Source organism: Variovorax sp. Varisp46, from assembly GCF_059491885.1.
Genome location: NZ_CP168515.1, coordinates 3,962,451 through 3,987,666, shown reverse-complemented (window position 1 = coordinate 3,987,666; position 25,216 = coordinate 3,962,451). Strand labels below are relative to the sequence as shown.

The following is a 25,216-nucleotide window of genomic DNA, read 5'->3' as shown; positions in this document are numbered from 1 at the left end:
CTTCCATCGCAAAAAAGGAGACGAGCATGAGCGCAGTAGCCGCAACACAGATCCCCAACCTGGCCAGCCAGGATACCTTCGTGGACCGCGTGCCGCACGAAGCTTTCGACGCCCTCCGGGCCATGCCCGGCCTCTATTGGCAGCCGGCCGATCGCGGTACGCTCAGCGGCGGGTTCTGGGCCGTCACAAGGGCCAAGGACATCGCCGCGATCGAGAGCGATCCGGCGACCTTCACGTCCAACCACGGCCCCTACTTTCCCCTGCCTGGAAAGAATCCCGAGAACATCCTGTGGAATGACCCGCCCAAGCATGGTGAGCTGCGCCGCGGTGTGGCGAAGACTTTTGGGCCGCGCGTGGTCGCGAACTTCGACGGTTGGGTTCGGCCGATCGTGGTCGAGGCGCTGGATGCCTATACGGCCAAGGGCGGTGGCGACTTTGTACCCGAAGTGGCTGCGATGATTCCCTCGCGCGTCATGGCTCGGGTGATCGGCGTCCCTCGCAATGAGGAGCTGCGCGTGGTTAAGTGGACGTTCGACATCTTTGCCGCAATGCAGGTGCCCGATGGCGGCAAGACATTCTGGACGGTCAACAACCCGATCCGTGACTACATGTGGGAATTGCGCGCTGCCAAGCTGCGCGAACCGGCGGATGACATGGCCACGGCGCTCGCGCAGGCACACGAACGCGGCGAGTTGAGCGAGGGCGAGTACCGCTCGTTCACGAGCGTGCTGTTGTTGGCCGGTTTTGAAACCACGCACACCGTGATGGCCCAGGCGATGCGGATGATCGCGGAAGACGAGACGATTGCGCGAATGGCCGATGAAGCGGTGGCGGCCGGCACGACCGATGCGCTGATCGATGAGTTCCTGCGCTACATCACGCCGGCCATGAACATGGTGCGGGTTGCCACGCGGGACCTGGAGTTCGCCGGCACGAAGATCCGCGAAGGCGATGTGATGCAGCTGTACTTTGTCTCGGCGAACCGCGACTCCGAGATCTTCGAGGAGCCGCACCGTTTCAACCCGGCGCGTCCGAAGAACAACCACATGGCCTTTGGCGGCGGTTGCCATGCCTGTCTGGGCGCGCCCCTCGCGAAGCTGGAACTGCGCATCCTGTTCGAGGAGATGCACCGGCGCGGCATTCGCCTGCGGCCCAACGGCGAGCCCAAGCGTGGCCGCAACACGATGATCAATCAGTTGCTGTCGCTGCCGCTGGCAGTCGCCTGAGCCATGAAGACGCTGGACAACACCGTCGTCGTCGTCACCGGTGGAGCAGCCGGGATCGGTCGCGCGCTTGCGATCGAAGCGGCGGGCCGGGGGGCGGCAGTGATCATCGGCGACGTGCAGGACGCCCAATCCACGGTGGATGCGATTTCCGCTGCTGGCGGTCGAGCCGAATGGCGCCCTTGCGACATGACGCAGTACTCGGACGTCGCTGCCCTGGCGGCGCACGCCGTCGAGCGATTCGGCGGTATCAACGTGCTGTGCAACAACGCCGGCCGAGGCGTGCCGGGGCCGCTGCATTCGACTGACCCTTCTCTGGCTCGCCAGGTGCTGGATCTCAATGTGCTCGGCCTGTTCCATGGCATCCATGCATTCACGCCGCATCTGCAGGCGGCTGCGGCGGTCGGTCGGCCCGCTTTCATCTTGAATACCGGGTCTGAACATTCGTTGGGCGTGCCGCCGCACGTCGGGCCGATGAGCATTTACACGGCCAGCAAGTTCGCAGCGCTGGGCCTGACGGAAACAGCGGCAAGGGATCTTGCTCCGCTCGGCATCAAGGTGTCGCTTCTGACTCCCGGATGGGTGCGAACCGAGCGCGTCACAGCCTTGATTGGCGCCTCAGCCGAGGCCGCGGCGCGCATAGAGCCCTATGCGCAGGACTCCGCGGACGTCGCTGCAAAGGCGTTCGATGGCCTCGCTGCCGGGCACATGATCATCGCGACGAATCCCGCCAGCCGTGAGTTCGCGATGGCCCATGCCCGCCAACTGATGGCGGAAGTCCAACGCCTGCCGATGCAGGCGGAACAAAAACCGGCGACGGCGGCAAATGGAGCGCGTTGCCCCTTCATGCACGGCAATCCCTGAAACCCGAATGAACACGCAAATGACCAAGACCTGGCTGATCACTGGAACCAGCGGTGGCTTCGGGCGCGCGATGGCAGAGCAGCTCCTGGTCCGCGGTGACCGCGTGGCTGCCACCACGCGCAGCCTGACCTCGCTCGATGACCTTGCAACTCGCTTCGGCGAACGTCTCTGGCGCAGCGAGCTTGACATCACAGACAACGCCGACATCGTGCGCGTCGTCCAAAAGGCTGTTGCGGATCTTGGCCGCATCGATGTGGTTGTGAGCAATGCCGGCTACGGCCTCTTCGGCGCGGCCGAGGAAGTCAGCGATGAGCAACTGGTACGCCAACTCGACGTGAACCTTCTGGGCTCGATGCGGCTCGTGCGGGCGGCCTTGCCGCACCTGCGTGGACACGGCGGCGGGCGTATTCTGCAGGTATCCAGCGTGGGCGGACAGGTCGCGTATCCCACCCTCGGGGTGTACCACGCCAGCAAGTGGGGCATCGAAGGCTTCATTGAAGCGCTCATTCCAGAGGTCGCGCCCTTTGGCATCCAAGCCACGTTGGTGGAGCCAGGGGGCGCGCGTACGGATTGGGCAGGATCGAGCGCTGAGCGCGCACAACCGCTATCAGCCTACGAAGAGTCGACCGTCGGCGCGATGCGGCGCCGCATGGCGGCCGCCGGTCTAGGGGCCTTCCGTGGCGATCCGCAAAAGATTGCGAGGGCCATGATCGCCTGCGCAGACGAGCCGCAGGCCCCGCGTCGTCTGGCCCTGGGCAGCGATGCCTACGAAGCCCTGCATTCGACGCTGACGGCACGCCTCGCGGCGCTAGAGGCGCAGCAGGCGATCGCGTTCTCCACGGACGTGGATGCCTAGTCGAACCGCGACCTTAATCCAATCCACCGAGGAGACAAGATGACTATTACCCGATTCGCGGCCTGGGCCGCGGTCATGGCTGTGGCCGCCCATACGACAGCTTTTGCCCAGAAAAAGTACGACCCGGGTGCCTCGGACACGGAGATCAAGATCGGCAACACCGCCCCTTATTCCGGAGCGCTCTCAAGTGCCAGTTCCGGTCCGAAGGCGATGAAAGCGTATTTCGACAAGGTCAATGATGAAGGCGGCATCAATGGACGAAAGATCGTTTTCGTCTCGCTGGACGATGGCTACAACCCGCCCAAGACGGTGGAGCAAACCCGCAAACTGGTGGAGCAGGAGCAGGCACTGATGATCGTCGCGTCGATCGGCAGCCCGACCAGCGCGGCGGTGCAGAAGTACATGAACGCAAAAAAGGTGCCGCAGCTGTTCGTCGCGTCAGGCACGCGCAAGTGGGGCGATCCGAAAGCCTTCCCGTATTCGATGGGCTTCACGCCTGACTATTACAGCGAGGCTCGCATCTTTGCGCAGTACCTTCTCGAGACCAAACCGGCGGCAAAAATCGCAGTTTTCCACCAGAACGACGACGTGGGAAAGGAGTTCCTCGCAGGTCTGGAGGAGGGACTCGGTGCCAAAGCCAAGTCCATGATCGTAGGCCGCGCCAGCTACGAATTTACCGACCCAACCATCGACAGCCAGATCATCGCCCTGAAGGCCTCTGGAGCGGACACGTTGCTGAACGTCTCTTTTGGCAAGTTCGCCTCGCAGGCCATCCGCAAGACGGCGGAGCTGGGATGGAAACCGACCCATTACCTGATCAATGCGTCGAGTTCGATTGGCGGCGTCTTGCAGCCTGCTGGCGTGGACAGCGCTGTCGGCCTCATCAGCGCGAACTTCTTCCGGGATGCTTCCGACCCGCAGTGGCAGAAGGGAAAAGAATACGAAGAGTTCGTGGCCTGGGCGCGTAAGTACAACCCCAACGCCGATCTGAAGGATTGGCTGGTGGTCTGGGGCTACACGGTTGCGCAGGCCACGGTGCAGGTGATCCGCCAGGCGGGTGACAACCTGACACACGAGAACATCATGAAGCAAGCCGCCAGCCTCGATGTCACGTTGCCCATGCTGCTGCCCGGCATCAGCGTGACAACAAGTGCCGATGACTACTTTCCGTTGGAGCGCATGAAGATGATGCGATTCAATGGCACCTACTGGGAGCTGTTCGGGAAGGTCTACGGGCGCTGACCGAACTGTGATGGCCATGAACCGCAGCGTGCATGTAGTCGGTGTGGGTCGGAGGCCCTTCACCGCTCCGCAACCAGATATCAATGCGGCCGTGCTGGGTGCACAGGCGGCACGTGCGGCGCTCGCCGATGCTGCACTCGACGGCGATCAGGTGCAGCGCGCATTCGTGGCTTCGGCCATCCAGGATCTGAACTGGGCTTCCAGCGCGGTCTGTGCCGCGGAAATGGCCGGCATCCCGGCATTCCGGGTGAGTACGGACGATCTCGGCGGTGCCCACGCGCTGCACCGGGCCCGCGAGGCAGTGGCGAACTTTTCGGTGGAGTGCGCGCTCATCGTGGGGGTCCATGCGGGTGCCGCCTGCTCGAAGAATGGCGAGGCGCACGACGAGGCCCGATGTCGTGTCGCACGCACCTGCATGAGCCTGTGCGGGACGCGAAGGGAGACATTCGCACGAATCGCGGTGAAAGCCTGGCAGCATGCTGCGCACAATCCGCTTGCGACCGACCGACGTGCATTGGGGCTGTCGGAGATCCTGGATTCGGATGCGCTCTCAGATTCGCCGAGGGGCTTGCAATTCAGCGCACCTCGTGCAGGTGCGGCGGCCGTGATCCTGTGCAGCACGGATTTCGCGCGTCGTCATCGGCTCGACAAGCGGGTTCTGGTTGATGCGCAAGTCGTCGAACGAACGGCTGGTTCCCTCGATGTACCGCGCGCCAGCGAGATTGCCGCGCGCAAGGCGTACGCAGAAGCCGGCACCGGCCCGGAGCATCTAGACCTCGTTGAACTGCATGACGACTGCATTGCGAGCGAACTGCTTGCTTATGAGTCGTTGCACCTTGTGCCGAAAGGCGGTGCAGAACGATTCGTTCTCGAAGGCGAGAACACCTACGGCGGACTCGTGGTGATCAACCCTTCGGGGGGATTGCTCGGTCTCGGCAACGCAGGTGCAGCCAATGCGCCTGCGCAGTGCGCTGAGCTGGTGTGGCAGCTTCGCGGCGCCGCTCGCCGCCGGCAGGTGGAGGGCGCCCGCTCGGCCTTGCAGCATGCCATCGATCACGAGACCGGGACCTGTGTCGTCACGCTGTATCGGGCGGAAGTGCGGTGATGACACGTCAGGAATTCTCATGCAGCTTGAGCGTTTTTGCCTCGCGTAATCACGAACCCGCGCCTACATTGCAGCGGCGCTTTCTCCGCGCGCTCCCAAGACGGTACACAGGACTGACCATGCCCAAGCATTGCAACACGACGCCTTACGCCTCCCCGGCACTGCTTGGCCGCAGACTGCTTCTTGCCCTCGCATCGGCTTGCACGCTGATGGTTGCCGCGCCGGCAAGTGCGGCCGATGCCTTCCCGGTGCGCCCGATCACGTTGATCCTGCCGTTCCCAGCTGGCGGCGTTTCCGATGGACAGCTGCGTGCGCTCGCCGCCGCGGCCTCGAAGGACCTGGGCCAGCCCATCATCATTGTGAACAGGCCGGGCAATGGGGGTACGCTCGCGCCGGCCGCGATGGCCCGCAGCGCTCCTCCCGATGGCTACACGATCGCGCTGGCAGTGCGCACCTTGTTGCGCCTGCCTCACCTCAGCAAGGTGAACTACGATCCGCTGCACGACTTCACCTACATCATCGGTCTGAGCGGGTTCTCGTTCGGGATCGTCGTGCGCGACGATGCTCCCTGGAAGACGCTGAAGGGCATGCTCGACGACGCACGTGCCAGGCCCGGCGCCATCGCCTACGGCGCCACGGGTCGTGGCAGCAGCGGCCATGTCGCCATGGAACGTCTTGCCCGGGCGGCCGGTGTGCGCCTGAACTTCGTGCCCTACAAGGGGACGGCCGAGGTGACCAACGACCTGCTGGGTGGGCATATCGGCGTGTATTCGGACGCCGGCTGGGGAGGGGTGCTCGAGTCGGGCAGGGTGCGCGTCCTGGCCACCATGGGCGAGAACCGGCCGAAGCGCTGGCCGCAGGTCCCCACGCTGAAGGAGCTGGGCTACGACATCGTCGTGACTTCGCCTATCGGCTTGATTGGCCCGCGCGGCATGGACCCCGCAGTCGTGGCGCGCCTACACGATGCCCTGCACAAGGCGATGAGCGATCCAGCCTACGTTCGTGCGATGGATCAGAACGACCAGATACCCGAGTACCTGGGCAGCGAAGCCTATGCGCAATCCGCGGCGCGCGAATTCGCCCGGGAGAAGGTCCTCATGCAGGAATTGGGCATCACGCTGGAATGACGGCAATGTATCTCACCCAAGGTTTGCACCGCGCTGTGCAGCAGGTTCCGGAGAAGCCCGCAACGGTGTGTGCTGGAAGAACGAGTTCGTTTCGCGAACTGGCTGAACGCGCGAGCCGCGCGGCGTCCCTGCTGCAGGGACTTGACGTGCGCCCAGGTGACCGCGTCGCAATCCTGGCGCACAACTCGGACCGCTATGTCGAGTTGCTGTTGGGCGTATGGTGGGCTGGGGCGGTCGCGACGCCCGTGAACACGCGTTGGAGCGTGACTGAGATCGCGTACTCGCTCTCGGACTGCGGGGCTGTCGTCCTGGTGGTGGACGACACCTTCCTGCCGCTCGTCGATGCGATTCGGACTGCCGCAGCTGTGGTGCGCCGAGTTGTGCACGTCGGCGTGGCACCACGTGCCGAAGGGGTTCATTCCTACGAGGCTCTGGTGCAGTCTTGCGAGCCAGTCGCCGATGTGCGGCGCGGCGGCGAAGAACTGGCGGCCATCCTGTACACGGGCGGCACCACCGGCTTCCCGAAGGGCGTGATGCTTTCCCACGCCAATCTCTGGGGCGGTGCAGTGACGCGCCTGGCGGAAATGTTTAGTCCCCGTGACGGTGTGGCCTTGCTGGTGACGCCCTTCTTCCATGTCTCGGGTCTCTTCCGGTTTGTCATGCAACTGGTGCTCGGCGCCAGCAATGTCATCGAGCCGCAGTTTCGCCCCGAAGCCGTGGTCGAGGCGATCGAGCGTCACGGTGTGACCGACATCGTCGTTGTCCCCAGCATGCTGCAGATGCTGCTGGACGATCCGGCGTTCGATGCCGTGCGACTGCGCAACCTGCAGCGACTCTCGTACGGTGCGTCTCCGATGCCACCCGCGCTGCTCGATCGGGCCATGCGCGCCCTGCCTCACGTGGGTTTTTGCAGCTCATATGGCATGACTGAGACTTCGGGCGTCGTGAGTGTGCTGGGCCCGTTCACCGAGGCAGACCGCAAGGGAATGGGCGAGGTGACGCGTTCCGTGGGGCGTGTCGGTCTGGGCGCCGAACTTCGCATCGTCGACCCCGATGACCGTGACCTCCCGCCGGGCGCCGTCGGCGAAATCGTGCTGCGCGGGGTGGCGGTAATGCGAGGCTATTGGAACAAGCCTGCCGAAACCGCGGCCGTACTGCGCGAGGGGTGGCTGCACACGGGCGACGCCGGCTGGAGCGACGCCGCTGGCCACATCTACGTGGTCGACCGGCTCAAGGACATGGTGATCACTGGCGGCGAGAACGTCTACTCCGCGGAGGTTGAGGCGGCGCTGATGGCGCACCCGGCCGTCTCGTCGTGCGCCGTGATTGGCATACCCAGCATCCTGTGGGGCGAAGCCGTGCATGCCGTCATCGTTCTGCGGCCAGGCGCAACTGCCGATGGCGAGTCCCTGCGGGAGCACTGCCGCACACGTCTCGCGGGCTACAAGTGCCCCAAGAGCTTCGACTTCGCCGACAGCTTGCCGCTGTCGGCCGCCGGCAAGATTCTGAAGACCCGACTGCGCGACGAATACCTGTCCCGTGCAACCGTGTGACAGCCCACTTTTCTTAATTTCCTCCGAGGAAGATCGATGACCCACAAGCACCGTCCCGTCCATGTCGTGGGCGTCGGCATGATCCAGTTCACCAAGCCCGGCACCAGCGAGCCCTACAACATCATGGGCGCGCGGGCTGTGAAGCTCGCTCTTGAAGACGCCCGGTTGGATTACGACCTCGTGGACCAGGCCTACGTTGGCTACGTCTATGGTGATTCCACCGCCGGCCAAGCGGCCATGTACCAAGTCGGACTGAGCGGCATTCCCGTCTTCAACGTCAACAACAATTGCGCCACAGGCTCTAGTGCGCTGTTCCTGGCGCGCCAGGCCGTGGAGAGCGGGGCTGTGGAGTGCGCATTGGCCTTGGGGATGGATCAGATGGTTCCGGGCGCACTGAAGGGCGCCTTCGAGGATCGCCCTTCGCCAATGCAGCGCTTTGCCGAAACGATGGCCGCGCACCAGGGCTACGAGCCGCAAACTCCGCGGGCCGCCCAATTTTTCGGCGGCGCGGGGCGCGACTACATGGCGCAATACGGGACCAAGCCCGAGACCTTTGGTCGCATCTCCGTCAAGGCGCGCCAGCATGCAGCGCGCAATCCACTGGCCGTGTTCCGGCAGGAACTCTCGCTCGAAGAAGTGATGGCATCGCCCAAGGTGTTCGATCCACTCACGCGCTACCAGTGCTGCCCGCCCACCTGCGGAGCGGCGGCGGCCATCGTGTGCTCGGCCGAATTCGCGCGCAAGCACGGGCTCGACATGAGCGTGGTGATCGCAGCCCAAGCCATGACCACCGATACGCCCGCCAGTTTCGAAAGCAACGACATGCGCAAGCTTGTGGGCTACGACATGACGGTGGACGCCGTGAAGTGGGTCTACGAGCGGGCCGCCATCGGCCCCGAAGACGTGGACGTCGTTGAATTGCACGATTGTTTTACGGCCAACGAACTTATTTCGTACGAAGCGCTTGGCCTGACCGCGCCTGGAACGGCGGAGAAATTCGTGCTCGATGGCGACAACACCTATGGCGGCCGCTATGTCGTCAATCCCTCGGGCGGGCTGCTGTCCAAGGGCCATCCGCTCGGTGCCACCGGCCTCGCGCAATGCGCGGAACTGGTGTGGCAACTGCGGGGACAGGCTGAACAGCGCCAGGTTGAAGGCGCGCGCGTGGCGTTGCAGCACAACCTGGGGCTTGGCGGCGCTTGCGTCGTCACGCTTTACCAGCGCGCTTGAAGGGACGACGTGATCGACAAGCGTTTTATCGGGTGTGCCTTAGAGCCGTTCTCGATTGCAGTGGAACCCGGCCGGCTGAGGTTCTTTGCCAAGGCGACGAGCCAGCCAGACCCGGTGTACACGGACGAGGCGGCCGCACACGCCGCGGGGTATCGCGGATTGCCCGTGCCGCCAACCTTCCTGTTTTGCCTGGAGATGGACGGACCCAATCCGGCTGCCGTGCGGGAGCTTCTGGGCCTCGACTACCGCTTCCTGCTGCATGGCGAGCAGGGCTTCCGGTATCACGCGATGGCCTACGCAGGTGACGTGCTCACCTTCGCGCCGCGCATCGAGAACATCTGGGACAAGAAGGGGGGGGCGCTCGAATTCGTCGCGCGTGACACGCGCGTCAGCAACCAGGTGGGCATACACGTTGCGGACCTGCGATTCGTGACAGTTGTGCGCCACCCGACTGGAGCAAGCGCATGAAGGCCTTCGAATCCTTGCAGGCGGGGGCAGATCTACCGGTCTTCGAACCGGAGCCTGTTTCGCGACTTGTGCTTGCGCTCTATTGCGGCGCGTCAGGGGATCACAACCCGATTCATGTCGACATCGACTATGCCCGCGCCTCCGGCGCGCAGGACGTCTTCGCGCACGGCATGCTCTCCATGGCCTGGCTGGGCCACGTGCTCACGTGCTGGGTGCCTCAGCATGCGATCCGCAGCATGGACGTGCGCTTTGCGGCGATCACGCGAGTTGGCGAACGCATCCGTTGTGGCGGGCGTGTCACCGAGCTTGTCGAACAGGCGCCGGAGCGACTGGCCCGTGTGGCGCTCACTTGCACCAATGAGCAGGGCGAGATCAAGCTCGAAGGAGAGGCCCTGATTTTGCTACCGCAGGAGGCACCATGAGCGAACCCCGAAGCGTATTGCTCGACATCAACGATGGTGTTGCGGAACTGACGCTCAACCAGCCGGAGCGCCGCAATGCGCTCGATCCCGTCATGCGGGCGCAATTGGCGGACGCGATCTGTGCCGTTCGACGCGACCGCAACGTGCGCGTCGTGATCCTGACCGGCTCGCAAGGGCATTTCTGTGCCGGTGGCGATCTCCGGGCGCTCGCCGGCGCGGGCCTGGACAACGAAGGCTGGCTTCAGCGCTTCCAGGACATGAACGACTGGGTGCGCGACCTGATCTCGCTCGACCGGCCGGTGGTCGCGGCCGTGGATGGCATGGCGACAGGGGCCGGTCTGAGCCTCGCCCTCACGGCGGACTTCGTGCTCGCCACGCCGCGTGCGCGGTTCAGCGCGTCGTTTCTGCGCGTGGGTCTCGTGCCCGACTGCGGCTGCCTCTACACGCTGCCTAGAGCGGTCGGTGTGCAGCGAGCCAAGGAACTGATGCTGTCGGCCCGCGAATTCGGCGCCGACGAGGCGCAGCGACTGGGCATCGTCACAGAGATCGCCGCTGCCGATGCGCTGCTCGCCCGGGCACGTGCCATCGCCCGCAGCTTCGTCCAAGCATCGCCTGCCGCCGTGAGCATGATCAAGCGCAACCTGGCGCCGCAAGGCGGTGAACTGGCTGCCTTGCTGGATGCCGAGGCCCAGGCGCAGGCGATGGCCATGAGTACCCCGGGCCACCGCTTGGCCGTCAATCGCCTGCTGGAAAAGCAGGCCCCCCCTTACAACTGGCCCGCCGGCACATGACGGCGGCAGGGCCCACCAACAGGAGCAATCACATGGACAACACAAAATCAGCGCTGACAGGCGCCGAGGGCATTCTGCAAGGCAAGGTGGCTGTGGTCACGGGCGCGGGCGGCGGCATTGGCCGCGACATCGCCCTGGCCATGGCGCGCGAAGGCGCTCGGGTGGTTGTGAACGACATCGGCGCCGCTCTCAATGGCGAGGGCCGGGACGCGGGGCCGGCCCAGGCTGTGGCGGACGAGATCAAGGCGCTGGGCGGCCAGGCCGCCGCGAACACCGACAGCGTGGCCGATCCGGTCGCCGGCCGGCGGATGGTGGAGTGCGCACTGGATGCTTTCGGTCGCCTGGACATCGTCGTCAACAACGCCGGGATCCTGCGCGATGGCTTCTTCCACAAGATGGGCGACGACCAATGGGATGCCGTCATCAAGGTGCACCTGTATGGCAGCTATTACGTGAGCCGCGCGGCCGCCAATCATTTCAAGGAGCAGGGGGGCGGATGCTTCGTGCACATGACGTCAACTTCGGGGCTGATCGGCGAGATAGGGCAGGCGAACTACGCGGCTGCCAAGATGGGAATTGCCGCGCTGTCCAAGTCGATTGCCCTGGACATGTCCAAGTTCAATGTGCGATCCAATTGCATCGCGCCATTCGCCTTCAGCCGGATGATTGCCTCCATGCCCACGGATACGCCGGAACAACAGGCACGAGTGAATCGTCTGAAGGAAATGACGCCCGCAAAGATCGCTCCATTAGCAGTGTGTTTGGCGAGCGATCTTGCGGAAGACACGACCGGACAGATCTTTGCAGTGCGCAACAACGAGATCTTCTTGATGAGCCAGCCGCGGCCCGTGCGCTCGGTTCATCGCGGCGACGGCTGGACTCCTCGTAGCGTGGCTGAACATGCACTGCCTGCGCTGCGAGCGCAGTACCACAGCTTGGACCGCACTGTCGATGTTTTTCGCTGGGACCCAATCTGAGCAGCACCGCAATGGACCGCACGGCGCCTCGTGAGCCTTTGCTGCGCATTGACAGCGTGACGGTTCGCTTCGGCGGGATCGTCGCACTCGATGGCGTCTCGTTCAACGTCGAGCGCGGACGGGTCTGCGGATTGATCGGCCCCAACGGTGCTGGGAAGAGCACCTTGTTCAACTGCCTTTCGGGCCTTTACCCGTGGCAGGCCGGTGCGATCGAATTCAATGGCCACTCGCTTGCGCGCATGTCTAGCCACCGTCGTGCGGTGCTCGGGCTCGGCCGCACCTTCCAGAACCTTGCGCTGTTCGACTCGATGAGTGTGCGTGAAAACGTGCTTGTCGGCACCTACGCACACCACCACGCCGGCTTTCTGCTGGATGCGATCGGTGGCAAGCGCACACGAAAGGTGGAGAGGGACGCGGCCGAGCGGGCCGATGCTGCCATCGAGTTGCTGTCGCTCCAGGCCGTGGCGGACCGGTGCGTCGCTGCGCTGCCTTTTGGAACGCAGAAGCGGGTGGAGATGGCGCGGGCGCTGGCCTGCGAGCCGTCCTTGCTTCTGCTGGACGAACCTGCCTGCGGCCTGAACCACGAGGAGCTCGAGAGCCTCGGTGAGTTGATCGTGTCCCTGCGGGACAAGTTGTCCCTCGCCGTGCTGCTGGTCGAGCATCACATGGGGCTCGTCATGGGGGTTTCCGACAAGGTGGTCGCCCTGAACTTCGGTCGCCGCATCGCCGAAGGCACGCCGGATCAGGTGCGCAGGCACCCGGACGTGATCACTGCCTACCTGGGCGAGCAGGTTCATGGAGCGAACGATGGACAAGCTGCTTGAAGCGAAGGGCCTGCGGGCCTTCTATGGCCCTGTCGCCGTGCTGCACGGGATCGATCTCGACGTGGAGCGAGGCGAAGTGTGTGCACTTCTGGGCGCCAACGGCGCGGGCAAGACGACCACGCTGCGGGCGCTGTGCCGTACCAAGGTGCGGACCGAGGGAACCTTGAGCCTCGCGGGAGAGGCCATCGAGCGCAAGACGACCGAGCAGGTCGCCCGGCTCGGGGTCGGTCATGTGCCTGACGGCCGTGGCACCTTCCTTGGCCTGACCGTGGAGGAAAACTTACGGCTGGGTTGCTACTCGCGGACGGACCGGGCCGGTTGTGCCGGTGACCTGGAGCGCATGTACGGCTACTTCCCGCGGCTGAAGGAGCGGCGGCGACAGCAGGCAGGGACGCTCTCGGGCGGCGAACAGCAGATGCTCGCTATTTCGCGGGCGTTGATGGCGAGGCCGCGCTTGCTGCTGCTCGATGAGCCTTCGTTCGGCTTGGCCCCCCTGATCGTGCGCGAGATCTTCGGCATCCTCGCGAAGATCAATCGTGAAGAGAGCGTGAGCATCCTGCTTGTGGAGCAGAACGCGCGCCTGGCATTGGAACTTGCGCAGCGCGCCTATCTGCTGGAAGGCGGCCGAGTCGTCGCGCATGGTCCCAGCGAGCAGATGCGGCAAGACGATGCCGTGCGCCGGGCCTACCTCGGAGATTGAGATGGAAGCGTTCCTGCATCAACTTGCCGCCGGCCTTGCGGCCGGCGGGGTGTATGCGAGCATGGCGCTCGCCCTGGTAATGATCTACCAGGCCACCCACCACATCAACTTCGCCCAAGGGGAGATGGCCACCTTCTCGGCCTTCATTGCCTGGGCCTTGCTGCAGGCGGGGGTGCCGTATTGGCTGGCTTTCGTGGCCACGGTACTGGTGTCGTTCGCCATGGGTGCGGCGGTCCAGTTTTTCATCGTCAGGCCCTTGGAGAAGGCGCCCGAGCTGAGTGTCGTGGTTGTCTTTATCGGATTGCTGGTGGTCTTTCACAGCATGGCGGGCTGGCTTTTCGGCTTTGACGTGAAGCGCTTTCCGAGCCCGTTCCCCGCAGACGCCTGGTTCGGCTCGGCGCTACTCAGCGTGCATCAACTGGGCGCCATGGCCGTCACGCTGGCATTGGTCGCGATGCTGTTCGCATTCCTGCGGCTGACGCCGTTGGGTTTGGCCATGCGCGCGGCTGCCGAGAACGCCGATTCGGCGCGGCTGCTCGGGGTGCCCGTAAGCCGCATGCTGATGGTTGGGTGGGGCTTGGCCGGAGCGATCGGCGCGGTGGCCGGCATGATGGTCGCACCCACCTTGTTCCTCGACCCGCACATGATGAGCGGGGTGCTGCTCTACGCATTTGCCGGCGCGCTCGTCGGAGGCATCAACAACCCGGTGGGCGCCGTTGTCGGCGGCCTCGTGGTGGGGGTGGCAGAGAACCTGCTCGGAACCTATGTCATCGGCACGGAGCTGAAACTGCCGCTGGCTCTGGTGCTGATTGTGACCGTGCTGGTTTTTCGACCTGCGGGGTTGCTGGGCCGCGTGGTGGTGAAGCGTGTCTGAAGGAAGATCGACCATGAATGCCATTCCTCCCGCCCTGAAGGCGCTGCCAACCGCACAGCCCGCGCAGGTTGATGTAGTGCGCTCGATCCCGCGGCTGTTCATTGCAATGGTGGTTCTGGCCGTGTCTGTGACCTTCTTCGCCAAGGGCTACCAGCTGTTCCAGGCCACCATGATCGTGAGCTACGCGATCGCTTTGCTTGGCCTGAATTTGCTGACCGGCTACAACGGCCAGATTTCGCTTGGGCATGGTGCGTTCTACGCGGTCGGTGCCTATGTCACGGCCATCCTGATGGACAGGTATGGTGTGCCGTATTGGGTGTGCGTACCGATCTCCGGGGCCGTCGCGCTGGTGGTGGGCTACCTGTTCGGACTTCCCGCCCTCCGGCTGGAGGGACTGTATCTGGCGCTCGCCACGTTCGCGCTGGGGATCGCCGCTCCGCAGCTGCTGAAGTCCAGGCATTTCGAGCCGTGGACGGGAGGGTCCAGCGGCATCGTGCTGAACAAGCCCGAGGCGCCGTTTGGCCTTCCCCTTGATGCAGACCAATGGTTCTACGTGTTCTCTCTCGTGGTGGGCTTGCTAATGCTCTTGGTCGCCCGCAATCTCGTCAGTGGCGCCAGCGGGCGAGCCATGAGGGCGATGAGGGACCATCCCCTCGCGGCCGAGGCCATCGGCGTGCCGGGCAGCCACTGCAAGTCGGTGACCTTCGGCATCTCGGCCGGGTTTACGGGCGTGGCGGGATCCCTGTTCGCTGTCGCGGTCCAGTTCGTGTCGCCCGACACCTTCGCCATGTTTCTGTCCATCTCGCTGCTCGTAGGCATCGTCGTTGGCGGCGTTGGCACGCTATGGGGGGCGCTGTACGGGGCCGTGTTCATCATGTTCGTACCCGATTTGGCCGAGAAGGTGTCGAAGGCAGCGCCGTGGGCAGTCTATGGCGTGGTACTCATCGTTTTCGTCTACCTGTTGCCGGGAGGCTTGGCCCGGCTGATGCGCCGCCGGGCCTGACTCTCATGCTCCATCGGTGCGGATCATGGCAGCCGCCTTTTCGCCGATCATGATCGCGGGCGCGCTGGTGTTGCCCCCCACCAGAGTCGGCATGATCGACGCATCCACCACGCGCAAGCCGCTCACGCCATGAACCCGCAACTCGGCGTCGACAACGGCGCCGGTATCGTGGGCCGGGCCCATCTTGCAGGTTCCCACCGGGTGGTACTGCGAGTCGGAGCGCTGTCGGATGTCGGCTTCGAGATGAGCCTCGTCGCCCGGACGCACCGGGTACAACATGCGCCGGCCGCGGTAGGGCGCCAGCGCGGGGTCGCCGAGGATGGACTGCATCAGGTGCGCGCCCTTGAGCATCAGTGCCATGTCGTCTGGATGGCTGAAGAACGCGGGGTCGATCACTGGAGCTGCACGCGGATCGCGGGAGGCCAGGGTGACGCTGCCGCGACTCTTGGGACGCAAGACCGACACGTGGCAGCTGAAGCCATGACCCAGGTGCATCTTGCGCGCGTGGTCGTCCACGATGGCCACCGCGAAGATCAGCTGCAGGTCGGGCACAGCCACGTCGGCGCGGGAGCGCGCGAAGGCGCCGGACTCGGCAAAGGGGCTGGTGATGAGCCCGGTGCGATGGCGTCGCCACTCGAAGATCGCTTTGGCGATTCGCCCGATACCGCGCAGGGAGACCCCGAAGGTTGGCGTGTCGCTACGGGCGAGACAGGCCTGCACGTAGTCGATGTGGTCCTGCAAATTCTGGCCGACGCCGGGCAAGTCATGCAACACTGGAATGCCAACGCGCTGCAGTGCGTGAGCGGGACCGATGCCCGAAAGCATCAGCAGCTGCGGGGAGCCGAAGGTGCCGCAGCAGACAATCACCTCCCGGCGCGCGAGGACCGTGTGCAGCTGACCGCCTTTCAGGAACTCGACGCCCACGGCCCGACCCTCGTCGAAGCAGATGCGGGAGGCCACCGTGCTGGTTTTGACATGCAGGTTGGGCCGGCTGCGATGTGGGGTCAGGTAGGCGCTGGCGGCGCTGCAGCGCTCGCCGTTCTTCTGCGTCACCTGGTAGTGGAAGCTACCGAATTGCTCGGCGCCGTTGTAGTCCTCGTTGCGAGAGACGCCCTGATTTGTCGCTGCCTGGAGGAAGGCCTGGTTGATGGGACTCGGACTGCGCAAGTCCGCCACGCTGAGCGGCCCGCCTCGGCCATGGAAGTCGTCCGGTCCGAACCGCTCATTGTTCTCCGAGCGTCGGAAGTAGGGCAACACTTCGTCGTACGACCAGCCGGGATTGCCGAGCTCGGCCCAATGGTCATAGTCCCAGCGATGGCCGCGCACGTACAGCATGGCGTTGATGGAACTGGAGCCACCCAGTACCTTGCCACGGGGCTGATAGCCGCGCCGCCCGCCCAGACCAAGCTGCGGCACCGTCTCGTAGGCATAGTTGTTCAATCGGGTCGGCACCATGGCGACGACACCGGCAGGCGCGCGGATCAGGACACTCTGATCAGGCGGACCGGCCTCGAGCAGGCACACGCTGGTCTTGGCATCCTCGCTCAGGCGGGAGGCAATCACGCATCCGGCTGCCCCCGCACCGACCACGACGTAGTCGAAGGTCTGCTGGCTCATCGGGCGGAACTCCCCAAGGCCCGGGATGGCCGCGCCGGGGACGGCGACAGCGACGGATCGCCGCGGCCCAGCCAGAGGCGCAGGATCAACCGCTGCAGGAAGCTGCCGTACGGTGGATAAAAGAGGCCCACGGGGAACCAGCGGTGGCGCTTGAAGACCGTTCGTGCATGCGACAGCTCGCGGAAGCCCTCCTCGCCGTGATAGCTGCCCATGCCCGAGTTGCCTATGCCGCCGAAGGGCGCGTCATGGTTCAGCACGTGCCAGCCCCAGTCGTTGATCGTCACGCCGCCCGAGTGCGTATGCTCCAGCACGCGACGCCGCGCGCGCGCGTCATGGCCGAAGCAGTACAGGGCCAGCGGGCGCGGGCCGGCATTGATGATGCCGAGCGCGTCGTCGAGGCTGTCATAGCCCAACACCGGCAGGATAGGGCCGAATATTTCTTCCTGAGCGATCCGCATGTCCTTGCGCACACCTGTGACGATATGCAAGGGAACGCGCCGGCCGGCCCCCGGCTCGGCACAGGCAATCACATTGGCACCCTTGCTTCGCGCGTCATCCAGCAAGTCCCAGATGCGCTGGCCGTGGCGTTCGTTCACGATGGTGGTGTAGTCCGGGTGATCACAGACGCTCGAGCCGTAGAGCCGCGCAAACGCATCCTTCACGCCCTCGACGAAGGCTTCCACCTGCGCCAGCGGCACGAGTGCGTAGTCGGGCGCGATGCAGATCTGCCCGGCGTTGATAGCCTTTCCATGTGCGATCCGGCTCGCGGCATCGCGCGGATCGCATCCCGGCAGCAGCAATGCAGGGGACTTGCCGCCCAGCTCGAGCGTGACGGGCGTCAGGTTCTGGGCCGCTGTGCACATCACAGCGCGTCCGACCGCAGGCGATCCCGTGAAGACGATGTGATCGAAGGGCAGGGCGGTGAAGAAGTTCGGGTTCTCCAATTCCGCACCCACTACCGCAACCCATTCCTCGGAAAACGCTTCCGCCAGCAGGGTTGCCAGCACCTCATTGGTGGCAGGCGTGGCTTCCGAGAGCTTGAGGAGCACGCGATTGCCGGCTGCGAGAGCGGCCGCGAGCGGCCCCAGCGCCAAGTAGACCGGAAAGTTCCAGGGCGCGATCACGCCCACCACGCCTTTGGGCTGATAGTGCACGCGCAGGCTGTTGCTCATGAACAGCAGTTCGGTCGATCGCCGGCGCGAACGCATCCAGCGGCCCACATGCGAAAGAGCGTGGTTGATCTCCAGCACCGAGCCCAGCACATCCATCATCTGGGTTTCGGCGGGTGCCCGGAATCCAAAGTCGCGGCTGATGGCGGCCACCAATTTGTCCTGATAGCGCAGCAACTGGCTCTTCAGTGTTCGGAGATGCGTCTTTCGCTGTGTGTCGCTCGGAAAGGGTTGGGCGGCAAAAGCTGCCCTCTGGCGATCGAAAAGCCCGCGCAAGCGCAGCTCGGTTTCCATGGAAGTGTCTCCGGTCATTCGTCGGTTGGATGGGCGCTCGCACATGCCGCAGGGTCGTGGGGACAGGGATGGCTTGTGGGCGAACGAAATCTACGGATGACGCAGGGCTTCAACGAGGTCTCATACTGCCAACAGGGGTCATAAATTGCCAAGCTCAATGCAACGGTGTCAGATGCAGTCCGCCGGCTTCGAACTGGTAGGTAGCTATGGAATGGAGTTGGAGGCGCCTGTGCACTCGGTGCTGGGCCTGGGCGCGCTCCTGGCCGAAATGGCTGGCCAGGGTGTGAGCGCCGAGGTGGTGCTCGGCGGGTCGGGGCTGGAAGCGGGGCAGTTAGTGGACCCCGAAGTGCGCATGTCACATCGACAGAAGATCACCATCTTCCGCAACGCACAGCGAATGGCCAAGCTGCCCGACGTCGGTCTGCGTGCCGGCGCGCGGCAGCGCCTGAGCGACTTCGGTGTGTACGGATACGCGCTGACCAGCAGCGCAGCCTTCGGCGACGCAGTGATGCTTGGCATGAAGTACCTGAAGCTGGCGGGGCCGGTGGTCCACAAGCGCTTTCGCCTGCTGGGCGACAAGGCCCTGCTCGAAGGAGCCGACGTTCTCTCGCTGGGTCCGGTGCTGCCGTTGGCCACCGAGTTCTGGCTCGCCTCGATGCTCCAACTCGCGACCAACATCCTCGCGGCACCGTTTCCTTCGCAGTGCCTGCGCCTTCCCTATCCGCGTCCGGTGCACGCCGCTGCCTATGAGCGCATGTTCCGATGCCCGGTGCACTTCGGCGCTCCACGTATCGAATGGGAATTCGACGCCGCCGTGTTGCGCATGGCGTGTCCCGGCGCGAATCCGGTAACGGCCAAACTGTGCGCGAGCTTTTGCGACCAGATCATGAGAAGCCAGCCCGAGAGCGGAGGACTCGCGGGCCAGATCCGCGCCGCCTGTCTCAGCAACCAGGGCAGGATGCTGAATGCCGATGCGGTAGCTCGATCACTCGGCCTGTCGGTACGGACGATGTATCGGCGACTGGCCGAGGATGGGCTTGGTTTCCAGGCCATCGCCGACGAGGTTCGACAAGCCATCGCTGCGAGCTTGCTGAGAAACTCTCCCTTGTCGACCGACGAGATTGCCGGGCGCATAGGCTTTTCCGATGCCGCCAACTTTCGCAAGGCCTTCCGGAGGTGGACAGGTCTCAGCCCGACGCAATACCGCCAGCAGGTGCCGGCCAAGTCATAGTTGCACGGTGCCTACAGGTCCCAGCCCTGCGATCGGGCCCATTCCTCGATGGAGCTCTCTGTGTCGCGCCCTTCCTGGCGGAGCCACTCAGCAAACTTGGCGATGAGCGGATAGGCGTCCGATTCAGAGGGGAAGCTGGCGTAATAGTCGCGGCGCTTGATTCCCAGGGGGCCGAAGGGTGCACACAACTTGCCGGCGATGATGTCGTCGAGGACCAGAAACAGCGGTACGAGCACGATACCAAGTCCCTCGCAGGCTGCCTGCAATGCGAAGTACATCTGTTCGAACTTCAGTGTATTTGTGGGACGCAGATCCGCAACGCCAGCCGATTGCAGCCACTCCTGCCAGGGGTAGGGTTCGGTCGCATAGCTGATAGCCGTGAAGCGGGTGATGTCCTTCGGCTCAAGCAGAGCCCCTCCGTTCAGCGCGTCCACGTGGCAGACAGGAAGGATGTGTTCCGACATGAACCGCACTGCGCCACAGTCCAAAGGGGCTTCATGGGCACCCCGGATGGCTACGTCGTACAGGTTGGCCTGGAAGTTCGGTCGTTCCATCGACGTCGAGAGCCGGATCTCGACGTCCGGACGTCGGCGCTGGAATGCCGACATGCGGGGGATGAGCCAACGCATGGTGAAGGTCGGCGGAGCGCTCACGCGCAGGCTGGTCGGTGACTGCTGCTGAAGCATGTACATCGAGGCCAAGGCCAGTCGGTCCAATGCGGCGCTGACTTCGGGCAAATAGGTACGACCGGCGTCGGTGAGTGTCAGTTGCGACGACGAACGTCGGAACAGTGGCCGGCCGAACCAATCCTCCAGCAATGCCACCTGCCGGCTGATCGCGCCGTGCGTGACGCTGAGCTCTTCGGCAGCTTTGGTAAAGCTGACGTGTCTCGCCGCAGCTTCAAATGCTCGTACCGCATTCAATGGCGGGAGTTTTCTGATCATGGCCCGTTCATTCTGGGGAAAGGCGTTCCGGCAGTCGAGTGACTATAGCTCACGCCACGTGAAGAATCGTCCTTTGCCGCGATCGCGTTGCGTGCCGATGATCGGCAACCATGAAAGCAGCCCCGTTCGACTACATCCGCGCCGAGAGCGAAGCTCACGCGCTGGAGGTCCTGCAACAGCATGGCGCCGACGCCAAGCTCGTGGCAGGCGGCCAGAGCCTGGTTCCGATGATGGCCATGCGCCTGGCCCGCCCTTCGGTGCTTGTAGACATCAATCGGTTGGCCGCGCTGAAAGGCGTGGAGAACACCGCCGATGCCATCCGCATGGGTGCCTGCACTCGCCAGCGCGATGTCGAGCACGATCAAGGTCTCCGGTCGCGACTGCCGCTGGTCGCGCAAGCATTGGCCTGGGTCGGCCACATTCAGACACGCAATCGCGGCACCGTGGGCGGCAGCCTCGTTCACGCCGATCCTTCCGCCGAGTTACCGCTGGCGGCCAGCGTACTGGCAGCCCGGATGCATCTTCGCAGCCAGAACGGCGTGCGCATCGTGGATGCTGCGGAGTTTTTCCAGGGCCCGATGTTTACCGCCACGGCCGAGACCGAATGCCTGGTCGCCATCGACTGGCCGGTCTGGAAGAGCGCACGCACAGGCAGCGCTTTCGACGAGACCAGTATCAGGCACGGTGATTTCGCGATGGCATCGGCCGCCTGCCAGCTGCAGCTCGATGACGCCGGTGTCTGCCAGCGGGTCGCCATCGGCTTCGGCGGCGTGGACGGCACGCCGATGGTATTTCCCGAGCTCGCCTCGCAGCTCGTCGGCCACCGCATCACCGCGCAGGCCGCGCGCGAGATCGCCCACTCGGCTTCGTCGCGCTGCGAGCCAGGTGACGACATCCATGCCACTGCTTCATTCCGTCGCCACTTGGCGGCGGTGCTGGGCGAGCGGGTTCTGCTGAAGGCCGCCGAAAACGCTCGCAATGCGAGCCACTGACCATGAACGATCTGAACAGACTTGTAAACATCCGCATTGCGGTGAACGGCCGTGAGCACCAGCGGGCTGTCGAGCCACGCATGACGCTCGTCGATTTTCTTCGCGACGAACTTGGCCTGACCGGTACGCACGTCGGTTGCGAGCACGGAGTCTGCGGTGCATGCACCGTGGTGTTCGATGGCGAGCCCGTGCGTTCCTGCTGCATGTTCGCCGTGCAGGCCGACGGTTCGTCCGTGACTACGGTAGAAGGACTGGCACCGGAGCGGGGAAAGCTATCTCCGCTGCAGGACGCCTTCTGTGAGAAGCATGCGCTGCAATGCGGCTACTGTACGCCTGGCATGCTGGTCGCCTGCCAGTCGCTGATCGACAGGATTCCGCACCCCACGGAAGCGCAAGTGCGCGAGGCAATCAGCGGCAACCTGTGCCGCTGCACGGGCTACAAGCAGATCATCGACGCCGTCCTTCATGCGACGGCCCAGGATGCAGCTCATGGCTGAAGCGCAATTCCGGTACATCGGCAAGCACCGCCGCGCGGTGGAGCACCGGCGCTTCGTGCTGGGCCAGGGGCATTTCGCAGCGGATGTGAGGCGTCACGACACACTTCACGTGGCAATCATCGCCAGTCCCTATGCGAGCGCACGCATCACAAGGATCGAGTCGAGTGCGGCGCTCGCCGTCCCCGGAGTGCACGCCGTGCTCACGGGCGAGGAGCTTTGCGCTGCGACGCTGCCGCTGCTGGTGGGTGTCGATGCGCCTCAAGTCGAACGATTTCCGCTTGCCGCTGGCGTTGCACGCTACGCCGGCGAGTGGGTGGTTGCCGTCGTCGCGGAAACGCGTGCGCTTGCCGAGGACGCTGCGGAGCTGGTGCACATCGACTACGACCCCCTGCAGGCGGTCGTAGACATGGAAAGTGCGATCGAACCCGACTCCCCCATCGTGCATCCGAAGTTCGGCTCAAACACGATCTTCCGCCGCAAGTTCACTTGGGGAGCGGTGGACGACCACTTCGCTCGGGCTCGCCACACGCTCAGCTACCGCGTGCGCTGGGCGCGCAGCGCGACCGTACCGATCGAGACCTTCGGTGTCACCTGCGAGTGGAACGAGTCGCAGCAGATCCTCGACGTATGGGCTTCGATCCAGATGCCCAAGTTCCCCGACCAGCTGGCGAAGGCGCTCAAGCTGCCTGGCAATGCCGTGCGGGTGCACTTCGACGTTGATGTGGGCGGAAGCTACGGCGTCAAGCGCGGCATCAAGCATGCCGTCCTCGTCGGCTATCTGGCGCGCAAGCTCGGGCGACCCGTACGGCTCATCGAGGATCGCCTGGAGAACATGCGCGGTGGCGACATGCAGGGCCCTGATCGTGCCTTCGACGTCACGATGGCGTTCGATGAGCAAGGTGTGATCCATTCGATGAAGATGCGGGCCATCGACGACATCGGCGCCTACTCCGGTCGTGCGCCGCTGCAGTTGGGCAAGCCGGTGGGCGCCATTGTCGGTCCTTACCGCATGGCGAGCGTCGAGTACGAAGCGATCTCGGTGCTCACCAACAAGACGCCGCAGGAGGCAGTCCGCGGTTTCGGTCAGGCGCCCACCAACTATGCCATCGAGACGGGAATGGAAAAGGTCGCCCGCTTCCTCGGTTTGGACCGCGTGGAACTGCGGCGTCGTAACCTGATCGCCAAGGACGAGTTCCCTTACCTCATCCCGAGCGGAACAACTTACGACTCCGGCGACTACGCCACCGTGCTGGACAAGGCCCTGGGCGTCGTCCCGATGGCCCAGCTGGAGCGAGAGCGCGACGCGCTGCGCAGCCAGGGGCTGCTGGCGGGAATCGGCGTGTCCACTTGCCTCGAGCCATCGGGGGGCAACTCTTCCTTCGAGCCGTTGTTCAATCCGAAGAACGAGACCACGACGTGGATGGACTCCTGCCTGGTGCGCATCGATCTGTCAGGCACCGTGACGGCGCTGATGGCGACCTCCACCTCGGGGCAGGCGCATGAAACACTTGTCTCGACGGTGGTGGGCGAAGTCCTGCAGATTCAGCCCGACAGCATCCGAGTGCTGCACGCGGACTCGCTGAGCGCGCTGCCATCCAACAGCCCGGTGGGAAGCCGCATGGCCATCATGCTCGGCGGGGCTGCTGCTGGCGCAGCGAAGATTCTCAAGGCGAAGGTGCTTGCCATCGCTGCTCACAATCTGGGCGTCCCGCTCTCGTCGGTGGTCTATGACGACGGTGCCGTGTTCGTGGCGGAGGAACCGCAGCGGCGTCTGGGTTGGGAGCAACTGGTTGAGATCGCTCACCGCAAGTACCACCAACTGCCGCCCGGCATGGAACCTGGGTTGCAGGAAAAGTTCGTCTGGCAAGTTCCCACCGGAGGCAAGATGCCCACCGAGGATGGCCGGGTGCAGATGTATCCCTGTCATTCGTTCGAGAGCCATGTGGTCCTCGCAAGCGTCGATCCCCAGACTGGCAAGGTGAAGCTGCATCGCTATTCGGTGGGCCACGACTGCGGCGTGATGATCAGCCCGGACGTCGTGCACGGCATGACCTACGGAGGTGTCGCGCACGGCCTTGGCGCCGCACTGATGGAGAAGTTCACCTATTCCGACGATGGGCAACTGCTGTCGGGCACGTTCATGGACTACTTGCTGCCCAGTGCGGAAGAGGTGCCGAACGTGACCATCGTCGATCACTGCACACCTTCGCCGCTGACGGAGTTCGGCCAGAAAGGTTCCGGCGAGGCCGGCTACCTGGGCAGCGCCGCGGCGATCTCGGCGGCCGTCAACGATGCGCTCGAACCGATGGGCGCATCCATCGACGCACTGCCGATGACGCCGCAAGCCATCTGGACCGTCATCGAGCAGCGCAACGGTGGAAAAGCCGGAGATAACCATGCAACTTGAATCCACACTCATTCCCGCAGAGGGCTTTCACGGGAAACTGGCGGTACACACCGCCGGCCCTGTCGGCGCTCCGGCGGCCGTGCTGGGACACTCGATCCTGGCTTCAACAAAAATGTGGCGCGGCCAAGTCGAAATGCTGCTTGAGCTGGGACTGCGCGTCGTGAGCATCGATACCCGAGGCCACGGAGCCTCAGACGAGCCGCCTCCGGAATGCAATCTGGACGACCTGGTTGCCGACAACATTCGCGTGCTCGACGAGTTGGGCATTGCACGGGCGCACTTCATCGGCGTATCGCTGGGCGGGATGGTGGCGCTCGGTCTCGGCATTCTTCACCCGAATCGCGTCGCCAGCTTGATCGTCTGCGACGCCCGTGCGGATGCGCCACCTGCATTTGCAGCTCCCTGGGACGAGCGGATTGCGATGGCCCAAGAGCATGGCACCGCTGCACTCGCGGACTCGACTGCTGAACGCTGGCTCGGTTCCGGCTTCCTCGAACGCCGGCCAGAGGTCGCACGAGAGGTGAAAGAGATGATCGCCGGCACTTCCGTCGGTGGTTTCGCCGCCTGCGCGCGAGCCTTGCAAGGGCTGGACTACCTGGGTCGCGTCGGGAGCATTGCGGTGCCCACGCAATGGATAGTCGGTGCCAACGACGGTGTACTGCCGGACGCTATGCGGCACCTGCAATCACTCGTTCCCAGCTCGGCCCTCGACGTGATCGAAGGCGCCGGACATCTTCCAAATGTCGACCAGCCTACTGCGTTCAACGACGTCGTGGCGCGCCGGCTGCACTCTCTGATCGCTTAAG

At 64.4% G+C, this 25,216-nt stretch carries 24 protein-coding genes; 21 read left to right on the top strand and 3 right to left on the bottom strand.

Translation table 11 applies throughout. The features are described from left to right. Positions 1 to 26: 26 nt before the first annotated feature. The 16 genes from ACEN9N_RS18835 (at position 27) to ACEN9N_RS18760 (ending at position 15,259) form a co-directional block, all read left to right on the top strand. A complete protein-coding gene (locus ACEN9N_RS18835) occupies positions 27 to 1,226 on the top strand; it encodes a cytochrome P450 (protein WP_413333727.1) in 1,200 nt (399 codons plus the stop codon). A 3-nt stretch (positions 1,227 to 1,229) separates the two neighbouring features. Next, positions 1,230 to 2,087: an SDR family NAD(P)-dependent oxidoreductase gene (locus ACEN9N_RS18830; protein ID WP_495654253.1), complete on the top strand. Its 858-nt coding sequence runs from the start codon at positions 1,230 to 1,232 to the stop codon at positions 2,085 to 2,087. A 19-nt stretch (positions 2,088 to 2,106) separates the two neighbouring features. Beyond that, on the top strand, positions 2,107 to 2,943 hold the full coding sequence (locus tag ACEN9N_RS18825) for an SDR family oxidoreductase (protein ID WP_413333723.1): 837 nt from the start codon (positions 2,107 to 2,109) through the stop codon (positions 2,941 to 2,943). 39 nt (positions 2,944 to 2,982) lie between these two features. Further along, positions 2,983 to 4,185, top strand: a complete 1,203-nt coding sequence (locus tag ACEN9N_RS18820) for an ABC transporter substrate-binding protein (RefSeq protein WP_413333721.1) — start codon at positions 2,983 to 2,985, stop codon at positions 4,183 to 4,185. A gap of 16 nt (positions 4,186 to 4,201) precedes the next feature. After that, entirely contained in the window at positions 4,202 to 5,290 is a 1,089-nt protein-coding gene (locus ACEN9N_RS18815) for a thiolase C-terminal domain-containing protein (RefSeq protein WP_495654252.1), read from the top strand. 119 nt (positions 5,291 to 5,409) lie between these two features. Beyond that, the gene (locus ACEN9N_RS18810; protein WP_413333717.1) at positions 5,410 to 6,417 is read left to right on the top strand and encodes a tripartite tricarboxylate transporter substrate binding protein; all 1,008 of its coding nucleotides are present in this window, start codon (positions 5,410 to 5,412) and stop codon (positions 6,415 to 6,417) included. A 5-nt stretch (positions 6,418 to 6,422) separates the two neighbouring features. Continuing rightward, a complete protein-coding gene (locus ACEN9N_RS18805; protein ID WP_413333715.1) occupies positions 6,423 to 7,970 on the top strand; it encodes an acyl-CoA synthetase in 1,548 nt (515 codons plus the stop codon). 36 nt (positions 7,971 to 8,006) lie between these two features. Beyond that, a complete protein-coding gene (locus ACEN9N_RS18800) occupies positions 8,007 to 9,200 on the top strand; it encodes a lipid-transfer protein (protein WP_413333713.1) in 1,194 nt (397 codons plus the stop codon). A gap of 9 nt (positions 9,201 to 9,209) precedes the next feature. After that, the gene (locus ACEN9N_RS18795) at positions 9,210 to 9,668 is read left to right on the top strand and encodes a MaoC family dehydratase N-terminal domain-containing protein (RefSeq protein WP_413333712.1); all 459 of its coding nucleotides are present in this window, start codon (positions 9,210 to 9,212) and stop codon (positions 9,666 to 9,668) included. After that, positions 9,665 to 10,090: a MaoC/PaaZ C-terminal domain-containing protein gene (locus ACEN9N_RS18790; protein ID WP_413333710.1), complete on the top strand. Its 426-nt coding sequence runs from the start codon at positions 9,665 to 9,667 to the stop codon at positions 10,088 to 10,090. Before ACEN9N_RS18795 ends, ACEN9N_RS18790 begins: the two co-directional genes overlap by 4 nt. Continuing rightward, positions 10,087 to 10,881, top strand: coding sequence for an enoyl-CoA hydratase/isomerase family protein (locus tag ACEN9N_RS18785; protein WP_413333708.1), 795 nt, complete (start codon positions 10,087 to 10,089; stop codon positions 10,879 to 10,881). Before ACEN9N_RS18790 ends, ACEN9N_RS18785 begins: the two co-directional genes overlap by 4 nt. A gap of 32 nt (positions 10,882 to 10,913) precedes the next feature. Further along, on the top strand, positions 10,914 to 11,858 hold the full coding sequence (locus ACEN9N_RS18780) for an SDR family NAD(P)-dependent oxidoreductase (protein WP_413333706.1): 945 nt from the start codon (positions 10,914 to 10,916) through the stop codon (positions 11,856 to 11,858). Positions 11,859 to 11,869: 11 nt separating this feature from the next. Continuing rightward, a complete protein-coding gene (locus ACEN9N_RS18775) occupies positions 11,870 to 12,682 on the top strand; it encodes an ABC transporter ATP-binding protein (RefSeq protein ID WP_413333704.1) in 813 nt (270 codons plus the stop codon). After that, positions 12,666 to 13,382, top strand: coding sequence for an ABC transporter ATP-binding protein (locus ACEN9N_RS18770; RefSeq protein ID WP_495654251.1), 717 nt, complete (start codon positions 12,666 to 12,668; stop codon positions 13,380 to 13,382). Before ACEN9N_RS18775 ends, ACEN9N_RS18770 begins: the two co-directional genes overlap by 17 nt. 1 nt (position 13,383) lies before the next feature. Then, positions 13,384 to 14,256, top strand: a complete 873-nt coding sequence (locus ACEN9N_RS18765; protein ID WP_495654250.1) for a branched-chain amino acid ABC transporter permease — start codon at positions 13,384 to 13,386, stop codon at positions 14,254 to 14,256. 106 nt (positions 14,257 to 14,362) lie between these two features. Then, complete coding sequence (locus ACEN9N_RS18760) at positions 14,363 to 15,259, top strand: branched-chain amino acid ABC transporter permease (protein WP_495656402.1); 897 nt, start codon at positions 14,363 to 14,365, stop codon at positions 15,257 to 15,259. 3 nt (positions 15,260 to 15,262) lie between these two features. On the opposite strand, the gene ACEN9N_RS18755 is transcribed toward ACEN9N_RS18760, so the two are convergent. Further along, positions 15,263 to 16,876 (bottom strand): GMC family oxidoreductase, encoded by a 1,614-nt coding sequence (locus ACEN9N_RS18755; RefSeq protein ID WP_495654249.1) that lies wholly within the window; start codon positions 16,874 to 16,876, stop codon positions 15,263 to 15,265. Next, entirely contained in the window at positions 16,873 to 18,339 is a 1,467-nt protein-coding gene (locus ACEN9N_RS18750; RefSeq protein ID WP_495654248.1) for a coniferyl aldehyde dehydrogenase, read from the bottom strand. Before ACEN9N_RS18750 ends, ACEN9N_RS18755 begins: the two co-directional genes overlap by 4 nt. Before the next feature lie 172 nt (positions 18,340 to 18,511). Here ACEN9N_RS18750 and ACEN9N_RS18745 point away from each other — a divergent pair, with 172 nt between their 5' ends. Then, positions 18,512 to 19,570, top strand: coding sequence for an AraC family transcriptional regulator (locus ACEN9N_RS18745; RefSeq protein WP_495654247.1), 1,059 nt, complete (start codon positions 18,512 to 18,514; stop codon positions 19,568 to 19,570). Between the two features lie 11 nt (positions 19,571 to 19,581). On the opposite strand, the gene gcvA is transcribed toward ACEN9N_RS18745, so the two are convergent. Further along, positions 19,582 to 20,514, bottom strand: coding sequence for a transcriptional regulator GcvA (gene gcvA, locus ACEN9N_RS18740; RefSeq protein ID WP_495654246.1), 933 nt, complete (start codon positions 20,512 to 20,514; stop codon positions 19,582 to 19,584). Between the two features lie 110 nt (positions 20,515 to 20,624). Between gcvA and ACEN9N_RS18735 the strand changes: the two genes are divergently transcribed. From ACEN9N_RS18735 to ACEN9N_RS18720, 4 genes are read left to right on the top strand one after another with little or no spacing between them, the layout of a single operon-like run. Beyond that, a complete protein-coding gene (locus tag ACEN9N_RS18735) occupies positions 20,625 to 21,506 on the top strand; it encodes an FAD binding domain-containing protein (protein WP_495654245.1) in 882 nt (293 codons plus the stop codon). 2 nt (positions 21,507 to 21,508) lie between these two features. Further along, positions 21,509 to 22,003, top strand: a complete 495-nt coding sequence (locus tag ACEN9N_RS18730) for a (2Fe-2S)-binding protein (protein WP_495654244.1) — start codon at positions 21,509 to 21,511, stop codon at positions 22,001 to 22,003. Further along, positions 21,996 to 24,410 (top strand): xanthine dehydrogenase family protein molybdopterin-binding subunit, encoded by a 2,415-nt coding sequence (locus ACEN9N_RS18725; RefSeq protein ID WP_495654243.1) that lies wholly within the window; start codon positions 21,996 to 21,998, stop codon positions 24,408 to 24,410. Before ACEN9N_RS18730 ends, ACEN9N_RS18725 begins: the two co-directional genes overlap by 8 nt. Further along, positions 24,400 to 25,215 (top strand): alpha/beta fold hydrolase, encoded by an 816-nt coding sequence (locus ACEN9N_RS18720; protein WP_495654242.1) that lies wholly within the window; start codon positions 24,400 to 24,402, stop codon positions 25,213 to 25,215. The genes ACEN9N_RS18725 and ACEN9N_RS18720 overlap by 11 nt, the downstream gene beginning before the upstream one ends. The last annotated feature ends 1 nt before the right edge of the window (position 25,216 follow it).

Bases quoted from the DNA above. Each gene is read 5' to 3' on its own strand.
- ACEN9N_RS18775 (WP_413333704.1), top strand. From the start codon at position 11,870: ATGGACCGCACGGCGCCTCGTGAGCCTTTGCTGCGCATTGACAGCGTG.
- ACEN9N_RS18805 (WP_413333715.1), top strand. From the start codon at position 6,423: ATGTATCTCACCCAAGGTTTGCACCGCGCTGTGCAGCAGGTTCCGGAG.
- ACEN9N_RS18835 (WP_413333727.1), top strand. From the start codon at position 27: ATGAGCGCAGTAGCCGCAACACAGATCCCCAACCTGGCCAGCCAGGAT.
- ACEN9N_RS18815 (WP_495654252.1), top strand. From the start codon at position 4,202: ATGAACCGCAGCGTGCATGTAGTCGGTGTGGGTCGGAGGCCCTTCACC.
- ACEN9N_RS18730 (WP_495654244.1), top strand. From the start codon at position 21,509: ATGAACGATCTGAACAGACTTGTAAACATCCGCATTGCGGTGAACGGC.
- ACEN9N_RS18800 (WP_413333713.1), top strand. From the start codon at position 8,007: ATGACCCACAAGCACCGTCCCGTCCATGTCGTGGGCGTCGGCATGATC.
- ACEN9N_RS18745 (WP_495654247.1), top strand. From the start codon at position 18,512: ATGCAGTCCGCCGGCTTCGAACTGGTAGGTAGCTATGGAATGGAGTTG.
- ACEN9N_RS18785 (WP_413333708.1), top strand. From the start codon at position 10,087: ATGAGCGAACCCCGAAGCGTATTGCTCGACATCAACGATGGTGTTGCG.
- ACEN9N_RS18725 (WP_495654243.1), top strand. From the start codon at position 21,996: ATGGCTGAAGCGCAATTCCGGTACATCGGCAAGCACCGCCGCGCGGTG.
- ACEN9N_RS18735 (WP_495654245.1), top strand. From the start codon at position 20,625: ATGAAAGCAGCCCCGTTCGACTACATCCGCGCCGAGAGCGAAGCTCAC.
- ACEN9N_RS18750 (WP_495654248.1), bottom strand. From the start codon at position 18,339: ATGGAAACCGAGCTGCGCTTGCGCGGGCTTTTCGATCGCCAGAGGGCA.
- ACEN9N_RS18830 (WP_495654253.1), top strand. From the start codon at position 1,230: ATGAAGACGCTGGACAACACCGTCGTCGTCGTCACCGGTGGAGCAGCC.
- ACEN9N_RS18770 (WP_495654251.1), top strand. From the start codon at position 12,666: ATGGACAAGCTGCTTGAAGCGAAGGGCCTGCGGGCCTTCTATGGCCCT.
- ACEN9N_RS18790 (WP_413333710.1), top strand. From the start codon at position 9,665: ATGAAGGCCTTCGAATCCTTGCAGGCGGGGGCAGATCTACCGGTCTTC.
- ACEN9N_RS18820 (WP_413333721.1), top strand. From the start codon at position 2,983: ATGACTATTACCCGATTCGCGGCCTGGGCCGCGGTCATGGCTGTGGCC.
- ACEN9N_RS18810 (WP_413333717.1), top strand. From the start codon at position 5,410: ATGCCCAAGCATTGCAACACGACGCCTTACGCCTCCCCGGCACTGCTT.
- gcvA (WP_495654246.1), bottom strand. From the start codon at position 20,514: ATGATCAGAAAACTCCCGCCATTGAATGCGGTACGAGCATTTGAAGCT.
- ACEN9N_RS18780 (WP_413333706.1), top strand. From the start codon at position 10,914: ATGGACAACACAAAATCAGCGCTGACAGGCGCCGAGGGCATTCTGCAA.
- ACEN9N_RS18765 (WP_495654250.1), top strand. From the start codon at position 13,384: ATGGAAGCGTTCCTGCATCAACTTGCCGCCGGCCTTGCGGCCGGCGGG.
- ACEN9N_RS18720 (WP_495654242.1), top strand. From the start codon at position 24,400: ATGCAACTTGAATCCACACTCATTCCCGCAGAGGGCTTTCACGGGAAA.
- ACEN9N_RS18755 (WP_495654249.1), bottom strand. From the start codon at position 16,876: ATGAGCCAGCAGACCTTCGACTACGTCGTGGTCGGTGCGGGGGCAGCC.
- ACEN9N_RS18760 (WP_495656402.1), top strand. From the start codon at position 14,363: ATGGTGGTTCTGGCCGTGTCTGTGACCTTCTTCGCCAAGGGCTACCAG.
- ACEN9N_RS18825 (WP_413333723.1), top strand. From the start codon at position 2,107: ATGACCAAGACCTGGCTGATCACTGGAACCAGCGGTGGCTTCGGGCGC.